Origin of the sequence: Nonomuraea longispora (genome assembly GCF_004348345.1) — a bacterium.
Taxonomy (GTDB): domain Bacteria; phylum Actinomycetota; class Actinomycetes; order Streptosporangiales; family Streptosporangiaceae; genus Nonomuraea; species Nonomuraea longispora.
The window spans coordinates 17,190-28,828 of sequence record NZ_SMJZ01000110.1 but is presented as its reverse complement, the minus strand read 5'-3'; the positions used below and the strand labels follow the sequence as shown (position 1 = coordinate 28,828).

Annotated in this window: 13 protein-coding genes and 1 pseudogene; 9 read left to right on the top strand and 5 right to left on the bottom strand. The window is 70.6% G+C overall.

Annotation, left to right across the window (positions count from 1 at the left end):
- The 4 genes and pseudogenes from E1267_RS44595 to E1267_RS26120 all read right to left on the bottom strand — a co-directional run.
- Window positions 1-1,116 (bottom strand): annotated as a pseudogene (locus E1267_RS44595) (hypothetical protein); the annotation flags it as partial.
- 226 nt (window positions 1,117-1,342) lie between these two features.
- Entirely contained in the window at window positions 1,343-2,119 is a 777-nt protein-coding gene (locus E1267_RS26130; RefSeq protein ID WP_132335929.1) for a class I SAM-dependent methyltransferase, read from the bottom strand.
- A 102-nt stretch (window positions 2,120-2,221) separates the two neighbouring features.
- Entirely contained in the window at window positions 2,222-3,292 is a 1,071-nt protein-coding gene (locus tag E1267_RS26125; protein ID WP_246064266.1) for an ABC transporter substrate-binding protein, read from the bottom strand.
- Window positions 3,293-3,309: 17 nt separating this feature from the next.
- Window positions 3,310-3,540: a putative acetyltransferase gene (locus tag E1267_RS26120; RefSeq protein WP_132335927.1), complete on the bottom strand. Its 231-nt coding sequence runs from the start codon at window positions 3,538-3,540 to the stop codon at window positions 3,310-3,312.
- Window positions 3,541-3,645: 105 nt separating this feature from the next.
- Here E1267_RS26120 and fdxA point away from each other — a divergent pair, with 105 nt between their 5' ends.
- From fdxA to E1267_RS26105, 3 genes are all read left to right on the top strand, one after another.
- The gene (gene fdxA, locus E1267_RS26115) at window positions 3,646-3,972 is read left to right on the top strand and encodes a ferredoxin (protein ID WP_132335925.1); all 327 of its coding nucleotides are present in this window, start codon (window positions 3,646-3,648) and stop codon (window positions 3,970-3,972) included.
- Between the two features lie 100 nt (window positions 3,973-4,072).
- Window positions 4,073-5,143, top strand: coding sequence for a succinyldiaminopimelate transaminase (gene dapC / locus E1267_RS26110; RefSeq protein ID WP_165959786.1), 1,071 nt, complete (start codon window positions 4,073-4,075; stop codon window positions 5,141-5,143).
- 90 nt (window positions 5,144-5,233) lie between these two features.
- Window positions 5,234-5,890, top strand: a complete 657-nt coding sequence (locus tag E1267_RS26105) for a DUF4178 domain-containing protein (RefSeq protein ID WP_246064265.1) — start codon at window positions 5,234-5,236, stop codon at window positions 5,888-5,890.
- Window positions 5,891-5,897: 7 nt separating this feature from the next.
- On the opposite strand, the gene E1267_RS26100 is transcribed toward E1267_RS26105, so the two are convergent.
- Window positions 5,898-6,752 carry a hypothetical protein gene (locus E1267_RS26100; protein ID WP_246064264.1) on the bottom strand — a complete coding sequence of 285 codons (855 nt, stop codon included), beginning with the start codon at window positions 6,750-6,752 and terminating at the stop codon, window positions 5,898-5,900.
- On the opposite strand from E1267_RS26100, the gene E1267_RS26095 reads away from it, so the two are divergent.
- The 6 genes from E1267_RS26095 to E1267_RS26070 all read left to right on the top strand — a co-directional run bounded on the left by E1267_RS26095 (window position 6,751) and on the right by E1267_RS26070 (window position 11,637).
- Window positions 6,751-7,584 (top strand): 2,3,4,5-tetrahydropyridine-2,6-dicarboxylate N-succinyltransferase, encoded by an 834-nt coding sequence (locus E1267_RS26095; RefSeq protein ID WP_132335921.1) that lies wholly within the window; start codon window positions 6,751-6,753, stop codon window positions 7,582-7,584. The genes E1267_RS26100 and E1267_RS26095 overlap by 2 nt on opposite strands.
- The gene (dapE, locus tag E1267_RS26090; RefSeq protein WP_132335919.1) at window positions 7,584-8,639 is read left to right on the top strand and encodes a succinyl-diaminopimelate desuccinylase; all 1,056 of its coding nucleotides are present in this window, start codon (window positions 7,584-7,586) and stop codon (window positions 8,637-8,639) included. Before E1267_RS26095 ends, dapE begins: the two co-directional genes overlap by 1 nt.
- A gap of 249 nt (window positions 8,640-8,888) precedes the next feature.
- The gene (locus E1267_RS26085; RefSeq protein ID WP_132335917.1) at window positions 8,889-9,686 is read left to right on the top strand and encodes an LOG family protein; all 798 of its coding nucleotides are present in this window, start codon (window positions 8,889-8,891) and stop codon (window positions 9,684-9,686) included.
- Between the two features lie 11 nt (window positions 9,687-9,697).
- Complete coding sequence (locus E1267_RS26080; protein WP_132335915.1) at window positions 9,698-10,282, top strand: LOG family protein; 585 nt, start codon at window positions 9,698-9,700, stop codon at window positions 10,280-10,282.
- Between the two features lie 60 nt (window positions 10,283-10,342).
- A complete protein-coding gene (locus E1267_RS26075; protein WP_132335913.1) occupies window positions 10,343-11,080 on the top strand; it encodes a hypothetical protein in 738 nt (245 codons plus the stop codon).
- Window positions 11,077-11,637 (top strand): DNA-3-methyladenine glycosylase I, encoded by a 561-nt coding sequence (locus E1267_RS26070; RefSeq protein WP_132335911.1) that lies wholly within the window; start codon window positions 11,077-11,079, stop codon window positions 11,635-11,637. The genes E1267_RS26075 and E1267_RS26070 overlap by 4 nt, the downstream gene beginning before the upstream one ends.
- Window positions 11,638-11,639 lie beyond the last annotated feature (2 nt).

The following is an 11,639-nucleotide window of genomic DNA, read 5'->3' as shown; positions in this document are numbered from 1 at the left end:
GGCCTGGGGTTCCGGCTCCGGCGCCGCGTCGGCCAGAGGCTCGGGCTCCAGCCCCGCCGCAGGCGCGGAGGAAGCCTCCAGAACGTCCTGACCCGGCGCGACCGGCTCAGGACCGACGACCCCAGCGGCGGCCTCCGCCACCGGCTCCTGACTGCCGGCCTCAGCGGGCTGTGGGGTCGGCTCCGGGCTGACGGCCTCAGCGGCAGGTTCCCGGACCTGCTCGGCGCTCACTGCCTCAGCGTCAGGCCCCACGCCGGCGGCCGGGGCCTCCGGCCCCCCGGCGACCTCGCTCCCGGCGGCCTCAGCGTCATGATCGGCCACACGCGCGGCTTCGCCCGGTTCGGCGGCGAACTGCGCCGCCGCGTCAGCGGCACGTTCACCGGCCTCGTGAGGCATCGCCTGCTCGGCGACCGCCCCGTGACGCTCGCTCGCCTCGACGGCCTGCTGCTGTCCGCCGGCCGACTCACCCGTGACGTAGTCCTGCCCGTCGGGCTGCTCGGCCGCGTCGGAGTGCTGCCCGCCGACGTGCTCGGCACCGGCGGAGTGCTCGGGCTCCACGGGCCGTCCGGGCTCCGGCGAGTGCCCGGCCTCGGCAGGGTGCTCCCCGGCCGGCTGGGCGGGCTGCGGGTCGGCGGTGACCGGCTCCGACCCGTGCGCCGTCTCGGGGACGGCCGGGGCGGGGGCCGGCACCGGGCCGACCGTGGCCGCGGCCTCAGCGGCCGACCCCGAGGCCGGGACCGGCCCGGGGACCGACGCCGACGGGGACGCCGACGGGGACGCCGACGCGGGCGAAGACGCCGGCGCGGGGGCCGGGTGGTCGTGGCGCGAGCGCGCGAGGCGTACCAAGGCGGCGGAGAACAGCGTGTTCAGCACCGGACGCGCCTGGATGAAGGGCTGGTCCACCAGCTCCCGGCTGGTCAGCGCCAGCAGTCCCGCCCACGAGCCGGCCCGGTCGAGCGCGATGACGACGGCGGGCTCGTCGGCCTCGTCGGGGTCGAGGACGTGCAGCGCCGGCAGGACGTCGCCCACCGCCGCCGCCGGCCAATGCTCCAGGGCTATCTCCGTCAGCAGCTCGCCCAGCGACTCCGGGCCGATGGCCGCGAGCACGTGGGGCATGGGCAGAGTGCGCCACCACGCGTCCGGCAGGTCCGGTTGCCCGGTGAGTAGCGTGATCGTCGACGCGTCGCTCCACCTCAACGGTGGTACGAGGTCGCTCAGGCAGAAATTCATCCCGTTCCGTTCACCAGCCCCTCACGCCGCCGCAGCGGTGCAGCCATAGTCTCGCCGCCCACGGAACAGACCATAGTCCGGCAAAAGAGCCCTACGCATCATGCACTACGCATCAGCGCCGAACAGCGGCAAAGCGTAGGCGCACGTAGTCGGCCATCCAGCCACTCTCCCTGCGCAGCGCGGGCGCGGCCAGTTCGTTGACGCGCCGCAGCAGGGGCCCCACGATGTCGGGCGGGAGCCCCTTGAGCACCGAGGCGGCGAACGTGCTCACCCAGTCGGCGGCTCCGCCCGGGCACTCGTCCAGGGGCGTCGGCCGGTCGAAGTATTCGAGCAACCTGACGACGAAACCCTCCTGTTCGAGCCGCCGGGCGTACTCGGCAGGCGTGGGAAAATACCACGGCAGGTCAGGTTCGCGCAGGCCGTACTCACGCCAGGCGGTCAGCATCGCGGCGGTCAGCTCGGCGCAGTTGCCCGCGCCGCCCATCTCGGCGACGAAACGCCCGCCGGGCGTGAGGGCCTCGCGGACGTTCGCGATCACGCTGCCCGGGTCGCGGCTCATCCAGTGCAGCGCCGCGTTGGAGAAGACCGCGTCGTACGGTTCGACGACGGTGAAGTCGTGCCCGTCGCCGACGATGAAGTTGATGCCCGGATACTGTGCCAGCGCCTTCTCGATCATCTTGGCCGAGCCGTCGATGCCGAGCACGTCGGCACCTCTGAAGGCGATCTGGGAGGTGAGCACTCCGGTGCCGCACCCGAGGTCGAGCACACGCTCGCCGGGCCGCGGGTCGAGCAGGTCGACCAGTGGCGCGCCCTGGGTCGAGACGTAGCCGAAGCTGCTGTCGTAGGCGCGACTGTTCCACCGCTCCAAACTCGGCGTGTCGTATCGCAAGACGATCAGCTCACATTCGGTCAGACAACGGGCCCCCGTGGCCGTGCTGTCCGTTCACTTTAGAGCCTGAACGTCCCTACGACATATCAAGTCACATCGGACTCATCCCACGCTCTTCGCCCATTGCCGCTTGAGGTACGCCTTCGCCGCGTCTGCCTGCGGAATCGTCAGGATGACCGGCGGGCCGGGCGCCTTGGGCAATTTCGCGGCCCGCTCGGCGTCGAGCGTGCCCTTCATGCGCATCGCCTCGGTGCGCGCGGGCCGGGCGAACCCCTTCATGAGCAGGTTCTGGCCCTCGTCGGAGAACAGGAACTCCTGCCAGAGCCTCGCGGCTGCCGGATGCGGCGCCGCCTTGTTGATCGCCTGTACGTGGTAACCGCCGAGGGCGGCGTCGCGAGGGATCGTCACCTTCCACGCGTCCGGCTGGTGAGCGCTGCGGGCCGCGTTGAGGTGGTCCCAGGCGACGATCGTGTTGGCCTTGGACGGATCCGTGAGCCTGCCCGCCTGCTTCAGCTTGGCGAACAGCGACACTCCCTGCGCGGGCTGCGGCACGCCCGCCCGCATGGAGGCGGCCATCACGCCGTCGAACGCCGACGCCGAGCGGAGCGGGTCGCCGTCGAGCGCGACCCGGTAGCCGGGCTTCAGCAGGTCGGCGAAGGAGACAGGAGGCTTGACGGCGCGCGGGTCGTACCCGATGGACATGTAGCCGCCGTAGGCGGCGTACCAGCCGCCCGCAGGGTCCTTGACCTGGTCGGGCAGGTCCTGCCACCCCTGCACCTTGTACGGGGCGAACCGCCCCGCCCCGGCGACTGCGACGTCCATCGTCAGGTCGAACACGTCGGGTTTGAGCTGCGCGGCGGCGTCGAGCTGACGCTTGCTGCCCGCGTTGGGTTCGAGTTCGTTGACCTTGATGTCGTACTTGTCGGCGAAGGTGTCGATGATCTCGCCGTAGTTGACCCAGTCGCGGGGCAGCGCGATCACGTTGAGCTCACCCTCGCGCGTCGCGGCCTCGACGAGCCGCTCCATGGTGCCGAAGCCGGCTTTCATGGAGGCGGCCTGGGCGTTGAGGGGCGGCAGGTTCTTGGCCTCGGTGGAGGCGGTCTCGGTGGACGACGCGCCGCATCCGGCACTGGCGAGGATGGCTGCTGCGGCGGCGCAGGTACGTACAGTCACACAACGAATACTTACCGCTACATCCGTCCAGGTCGAGGAGGCGCGGCCGGAACGACCCTGGCGGCTACCAGCGTCTCCTCGGGAATCTCCACCAGCGTCCCGTCTTTTTTGCGGACGGTCAGCACCCCGGACTCCCACGACACGAGGATCCCCACCGCGTCGCGGAAGCCTTCTGGCACGCGCCTACGGGTGGTGATCCGTGCGCCGATGTCCTGACTTGTGATCGCGATGACGAGCCGTGCCGCCACGAGTTTGCCACCCTCCGTTTCGGCCAGTCGGCAAGCACGGCAATACTAGGGCGTAGCAAACCGCGGTCAGAGTCATGCCATGGTGCGGAGAAGAAGGAGCTCGAGGTGACCTACGTCATCGCGCAGCCTTGCGTGGACGTCCTGGACAAGGCGTGCATCGAGGAATGCCCCGTTGATTGCATCTACGAGGGCGAGCGCATGCTTTACATCCACCCCGACGAGTGCGTGGACTGCGGCGCGTGTGAGCCTGTATGCCCCGTCGAGGCCATTTTCTATGAGGACGACCTTCCCGAGCAGTGGAAGGACTACTACAAGGCGAACGTGGACTTCTTCGAGGACCTCGGCTCGCCCGGTGGCGCCTCGAAGGTCGGCAAGATCGAGAAGGACCACCCGGTGGTGGCCGCCCTGCCGCCGCAGGCAGAGGGCCACTGACGGTCAAGGCACGAAGCGAGCGGGGGCATCCGGGCCGGGTGCGCCCCGCTCGTGAAGCATGCCCGGCGCTCGATACGGCAACGTGACACCCTGGAGAACCGTGAACAACCTGCCCGACTTCCCCTGGGACAAGCTGGAGCCGTACAAAGAGCGCGCGCTTGCACATCCCGGCGGCATCGTCGATCTGTCGGTCGGCACGCCCGTCGATTCCGTGCCGCGGGCCGTCCAGGACGCGCTGGCGCAGGCGGCCGACAGCCCCGGCTACCCCCTCACCCACGGCACCAAGGCGCTGCGCGAGGCCGCGGCCGGGTGGCTGCGCCGTCGGCACGGCGTCACCGTCGACCAGCGTGACGTGCTTCCGGTGATCGGTTCCAAGGAGTTCGTCGCCTGGCTGCCCACCTACCTCGGGGCCCGGCGGGTCGTCTTTCCCGAGCTTGCCTATCCCACCTACGACGTGGGCGCCCGGCTGGCCGGGGCGGTGGCGACCCCGGCCGACAGCACGCTCGCGCTCGGCCCGGAACGGGTCGACCTGATGTGGGTCAACTCTCCCGGCAACCCCACGGGCCGGGTGCTGCCCGCCCGGCACCTGCGCAAGGTCGTGGCGTGGGCGCGCGAGCGCGGCACGGTCGTGGCCTCCGACGAGTGCTACATCGAGCTCGGCTGGGAGGAGGAGCCGGTCTCGATCCTGCACCCCGACGTCTGCGGCGGCTCCCACGAGGGGCTGTTGGCGGTCCACTCGCTCTCCAAACGCTCCAACCTGGCCGGCTACCGCGCCGGGTTCGTGACGGGCGATCCCGTCCTCGTCAAGCGGTTGCTGGAGACGCGTAAGCACGCCGGCATGATCATGCCGGCGCCCGTCCAGGCGGCGATGACGGCCGCCCTGGGCGACGACGCGCACGCCGACCGGCAGCGCGAGCTCTACTCCGGCCGCCGCGCCCTGCTGCGCCCCGCGCTGGAGCGGGCGGGGTGGCGTGTCGACCACTCGACGGCCGGTTTGTACCTCTGGGCGTCGAATGGGCAGAGCGCCTGGGACCAGGTCGCCAAGCTCTCCGAAATCGGCATTTTGGTCGCGCCGGGTGAGTTCTACGGATTGGCAGGTGAACGGCACGTCCGCGTCGCCGTCACGGCCACGGATGAGCGGATCGGTGCGGCCGTGCGCCGCCTCCAGTAGGATCGCGCGACATAGCCCGCCGCGCGGGCTTGACGCATAAATTGATAAGAGCTTTTGCCGAGACAGACCGCGAGTGGAGCGAGCTGATCGATGAGCATGACCTCCATGGTCGTACTCGGGCTGAGCATCGTCACCATCCTGCTGTTGCTGGGTGCCTTCCTGGCCACTCTGCGGCAGGACAGGAAGGGCCGTGCGAGCGTGCCGCCGGCTGAGGTCGCTCCCGTCGAGACCCCGCTGGCAGCACCGGTGATCGCGCCCGGGCATGCCGGCACCGACTACACCGACCCTCGCACGATCCAGGTCGGCGACCGGATCGACGTGCAGGGCTCGCCCGCGCGCGTGCTCGGTGCCATGCACGTCTCGTGGCAGGGCACCCAGTGGATCGAATACCTCCTGCGCGACGGCTCGCGCCGCCTGCAGTGGCTGTCGGTGGAGGTGCTCGACGGAGACCCGCCGCACCTGGAGGTGCTGCTCTGGACCGACGTGCCCACCCAGGGCATGGTTCCCGCCAAGAGCATGCTGATCATGGAAGGCGTGGAGTTCTTCCCGATCGAGCGGGGCACGGCCGCCTTCAGGAGCGAGGGCGACACCGGCAACCCCGACAGGGGCCTGCTCGACTTCGCCGACTACCGCGCCTCCGACGGGCGGCTGCTCTCCTTCGAACGCATCCAGGGCCGCTCATGGACGGCCTGCTACGCCCAGCCGCTGCCGCCCGGCTCGATCTCCATCGTGCGCAGGGCGACCTGACCCGGCGCTACGAGAGGTCGACCCGGCGGGCGCTCGCCTTGCCGCCCGTCTGCCAGCCGTCGCGCTCATAGTCGTTGACCCAGGTGGCGCCGTTGTAGCCGACGCGGTTGAGCCCGTACTTCTCGGCGTGGGCCACCGACCACGCGGCCACCAGCCAGCCGCGCCGCTTGGTGGTGATCGCGGTGCCGCCGAGCGCCCTGGCGAGCTGCTTGCGGGCCGCGGCGGTCCGCGACGTGGGCGCGGGCGTCTTCGCGGCGGCATACCAGCAGTGCACCGCCTGGGGGACACGCCCGGTGAACGCGGCGGCCAGAATCTTCGCTTCGTCCTCGTGCGCGGCATAGGCGTAGCCGCCCGCCGAGCGCTGCACGGCCTGCGCCGCCTCCGCCAGCGGGATCTTGCGGTATTTCTTCACCTTGACCAGGGCGGCGAAAAACCTGTTGGTGGCGTAGACGGGGTCCATGAGCTGCTTCTTCCTGCCCCATCCCTGCGAGGGGCGCTGCTGGAACACGCCCACCGAGTCGCGGTCGCCGAAGGCGACGTTGTAGAGCTTCGACTCCTGGATCGCCGTCGCGTACGCGATCACCACCGCCCGTTCGGGCAGCCTGCGCCGCGCCGCGACCGCCGCGATGGTCGCCGCGATCTGCGCCTGCTCGGGATCGAGGTTGCGGACGCCGTCGGGCGTCCTGACCACGCAGTACGGATGGCGCTCCGCCAGCTTGGGTGTCCGCTTGAGCAGGTGGTACAGGCCCACGGAAATGGCCACGGCGAGGACGATCACGATGATCGCGATGGTGATGACCCCACGGGAGAAGCGCACGCGCACGCTGAAGAACCTACCTGGACGGATAAGCTCCGGGGCCATGAGTCACGTGAGCACCTCGTCACCGCTGTCTCCGGTGGTGGACGAGCTGTGGGAGCGCAGGGCGGAGTTGTCGCCCGCCGACGTCGACGCGCGCAACGTTGTGGTCGGCGCGGTCGACCTGCTCGACAAGGGCGAGGCGAGAGCGGCCCGCCTGGCCGGCGACGACGTCGTCGTGGACGAGCGGGCCAGACGGGCGATCCTGCTCAGCTTCACGGTGCTCGGCATGGCCCGTTCGCAGGTGGGCGACTTCCAGCACCACGACAGGCACCCGCTCAAGAGCTCGTTCGACGGGGTGCGGGTGGTGCCGGGGGCGATCGCCCGGTGGGGCTCCTACCTGGCTCCCGGCGTGGTGCTGATGCCGTCGTTCACGAACATCGGCGCGTACGTGGACGCCGGCACCATGGTCGACACCTGGGCCACGGTCGGGTCCTGCGCCCAGATCGGCAGAAATGTGCATCTGTCCGGCGGGGTGGGTATCGGCGGGGTGCTGGAGCCGCCCGGCGCCGTCCCGGTCGTCGTCGAGGACGGCGTGCTGATCGGCAGCCGCGCGATGATCGTCGAAGGCGCCCGGGTCGGGCAGGGCGCGGTCGTCGGCGCCGGGACGATCCTCTCCGGCTCCATCCCGGTGATCGACGTGCGGACGGGCGAGGAGATCGCCCGCGGCCGCATCCCCGCCTGGTGCGTGGCGGTCGGCGGCACCCGCCAGAAGGAGTTCCCCGGCGGCACGTTCGGCCTGCCCTGCGTGCTCGTGCTCCAATATCTGGAGCCGGGACAGCGGCACGACAAGGCGGCCCTCAACGAGGTGCTGCGCGAACACGGAGTGAACACCTGATGCTTGACCTGACGCAGGACGTACGCGCGCTCACCGCCGCGATCGTGGACATCGAGTCGGTCAGCGGCGCCGAGCGGCGGCTGGCCGACGAGGTGCGGCGGGCGCTGTCCGCGCTGCCGCACCTGAAGGTCGACCGGTCGGGGGAGACCGTCGTGGCCCGCACCCAGGCGGGCCGCCCGGAGCGGGTGCTGATCGCCGGGCACCTCGACACCGTCCCCGTCGCCGCCAACCTGCCCAGCCGGGTGGAGGGAGACCTCCTGTACGGCTGCGGCACCTCCGACATGAAGGCCGGCGTGGCGGTCGCGCTCAGGCTGGCGGCGGCCGTCCCGTCGTCCGGCAGGGACATCACGTACGTCTTCTACGACTGCGAGGAGGTCGAGGCCGAGCGCAACGGCCTCAACCGGGTCGCCAGAGACCACCCCGACTGGCTGGAGGCCGACTTCGCGGTGCTGATGGAGCCGACCGGCGGCGTGATCGAGGGCGGCTGCCAGGGCACGCTGCGCGCCGAGGTCACCGTGACGGGCAGGCGCGCCCACAGCGCCAGGTCGTGGCTGGGGAGCAACGCCATCCACGGGATCGAGCCGGTCCTCGCCAGGCTCAACTCCTACGAGGCGCGGCGGCCGGTGGTCGACGGTCTCCAGTTCCACGAAGGGCTGAACGCGGTCGGCGTGCGCGGCGGGGTCGCGGGCAACGTCATCCCGGACCAGTGCGTGGTGACCGTCAACTACCGGTTCGCGCCCGACCTGTCGATCGAGCGGGCCCAGGAGCACGTACGCGAGGTGTTCGACGGCTTCGAGGTGGCCTTCGTCGACGCCGCGCCCGCCGCGAGGCCGGGCCTGACGCACCCGGTGGCCGCGGCCTTCACCGAGGCGGTCGGCGGCACGCCGCGCGCCAAGCTGGGCTGGACCGACGTGGCCCGCTTCTCCGCACTGGGGGTGCCCGCCGTCAACTACGGGCCCGGTGATCCGAACCTCGCGCACCAGCAGGGGGAGTACGTCTCGCTGCCGAAGATCGTCGAGAGCGAGCGGGCCATGCTCGACTGGCTCTCCACATGAAAGTGGCCTTCCTCGCCGGCCATTTGGCGGGGAAGACCACTTTCAGTCCCGAGCAGCACCCTCGGCAGTTAGACGCGGGGGAGTCGAAATTCGGTTCCCTGCTTCTTACAAGATTTTTTAGCAACCTGTTTCATGCCCCTGAGCTGCGGATGTGCCCTGAGTTGTGGCTCCGGTCACCGTCGCGACGCCGGCCCGGCAGGCGGGTGAAGGTGGAACTGGCGGTGTCCGAAGGCGACTAGCGTGACCCGCATGGAAAAGTCACGCCGGGAACGCCGTCACGGGCAGGCCGTCGTCCGCGGCCGCTTCGTCCCCACCTCCACGCACGACCAGCGGCTGCTCGCACGCCAGGGATCCTCCGACTGGGTGCACATGGATCCATGGCGGGTGCTGCGCATCCAGGCCGAGTTCGTGGAGGGATTCGGCCAGCTCGCCGAGCTGCCCCCGGCGGTCACGGTCTTCGGCTCCGCGCGCACCGGCGAGGATTCCCTCGACTACGAGCAGGGGCGCCGGCTCGGCAGGGCGCTGGCGGAGGCGGGTTACGCCGTCATCACCGGCGGCGGGCCGGGCGTCATGGAGGCGGCCAACCGGGGCGCGCGCGACGTCGACGGAGCAGTGTCGGTCGGGCTCGGCATCGAGCTGCCGTTCGAGCAGCGCATGAACGACTACGTCGACCTCGGCATCGAGTTCCGCTACTTCTTCGTGCGCAAGACGATGTTCGTCAAGTACTCCTGCGGCTTCATCGCCCTGCCCGGCGGCTTCGGCACGCTCGACGAGCTGTTCGAGGCGCTCACGCTGGTGCAGACGCGCAAGGTCACCTCCTTCCCCGTGGTGCTGGTGGGCACCGAGTTCTGGGGCGGGCTGGTCGACTGGATCAAGACCACCCTGCTCGGCACCGCGAAGATCGCTCCCCAGGACCTCGACCTGATCACCGTCACCGACGACGTCGACGAGGCCGTGCGCATCATCGTGGACGCCGACCGGGCACGCTCGCAGCAGCAGGACGAAGAACTGGCGTCCGCCGCCGCCCAGCCCGCCGAGCCCCAATAGGCTGGCCCCTTGTGAACATCTGCGTCTTCTGTGCCTCCAGCATGCGAATCGACCAGAAATACATCGAGCTGGCCCGGCAGGTCGGCATCCAGCTCGCCAAGCGTGGCCACACGCTGGTGAGCGGTGGCGCCACCGTCTCCTGCATGGGCGCGGTCACCTCGGCCACCAGGGCCGGGGGCGGACGGACGGTCGGCGTGATCCCGCAGGTCCTTGTGGACATCGAGGTGGCCGACGAAGACTCCGACGAACTGATCGTCACCAACGACATGCGCGAGCGCAAAGGCGTCATGGACGTCCGCTCCGACGCCTTCCTCGTGCTTCCCGGAGGCATCGGCACGCTGGAGGAGCTCTTCGAGATCTGGACCGCGCGGGTGCTCGGCATCCACGACCGTCCCCTGGTGATCCTCGACCCCTGGGGCCTGTACGAACCGCTCAGAGCCCTCGTCGGCGGCATGTACGACCAGGGCTTCACCAGGGCCGACGTCTTCGACGCGATCTCCTGGACGACCACCGTGGAGGAGGCGTTCGCCCACCTCGAAGCGCGTTCGCAGCCCGTACGGCCCAGCGTCGCCGAACTCGGCGAGGCGACCGGCTGACCGGATTGGGCTGCTTGCGCTGATGCTGAACGAGCTCCGCCGTATGAGTACGATGCCAATGTGCTGGTCGTACTCGCCATCGCCGCCATCGCCATCCTGGCATGCGTGGTCTTGGTCTCCCTTGGCAGGGGCGGTGAGCTGACCGAGTTCCCGCCGGACGTGCCGCCCCTCGACCTGCCCGAGCCCGGGCAGCTGACGGCGGTCGACTTCATGGCGCTCCAGTTGCCGGTCAACCTGGTGGGCTACCACACGCAGAGCGTCGACGAGACCCTGCGCAGGGCCGCCGGCGCGATAAGCGCCCGTGACTCGCGGATCGCGGTGCTGGAGCAGCGCGTCTCCGAGCTGCTGTCGAGCCGGCTGTACGCGCGGCAGGAGACCCACGCCGTCCCGGGCTCGGGGCTGCGCACCGACCACGCTCCGCAGGCTCCGGCCGCGTACAGGGAGCTTCCCGAGTCGGGCGACCCGCTGCCCGGCGGAGGGCCCTGGGGCGACGACGGCGACGGGCACCACGCGCAGTGGCGGGTCCCTCCGCGCGACGCCGCCGTCGAGCAGACCTCCAACGGCGCCACCGGCACGATGCCCGCACCCGCCGCCCCTGACGCGGACGAGGTCCTGGACGGGCAGCGGGACGGCGAGCAAGCGGACCGGCCGGAGAGCGTGACCGAGGACGAAGCACACGGTGCGAGCGGTGACGGCGAGCCGGCGCCCCGCCCGGTCGAGGCAACGGTCGAGAAGGACGGTGGGGAGGCGCGCGGGGAGGCGCCCGCGCAATCCACGCCGGGGGACGAACGACCGTGACCGAGCCGATCAGGTGCACGTGGCCGGGCATGGCGGACCCGATGTACCTCGCCTATCACGACGAGGAGTGGGGCCGCCCGGTCAACGGTGACGACGCGGTCTTCGAGCGTGTGGCGCTGGAAGCGTTCCAGTCGGGCCTGTCGTGGCTGACGATCCTGCGCAAGAGGGAGAACTTCCGCGCCGCCTTCGACGGCTTCTCGATCGTCAAGGTCGCCGCGTACACCGAGCAGGACGTCGAACGGCTGCTCGGCGACCCCGGCATCGTCCGCAACCGGGCAAAGATCGAAGCCGCGGTCGGCAACGCCAGGGCCGCGCTCGGCCTTCCGGAGGGGCTTTCGGAGCTGGTGTGGCGCTTCGCCGAGCCCGACGCGCCGGTGCCGAGGACGATGGCCGACGTGCCCGCTTCGACGCCCGGCTCCAAGGCGCTGGCCAAGGAGCTGAAGAGGCACGGGTTCAGGTTCGTCGGCCCGACCACGGCCTACGCGCTGATGCAGGCCATCGGCCTGGTCGACGACCACATCGAGGGTTGCCTGGCACGCTCACGCCGGCCGGCCTGAGG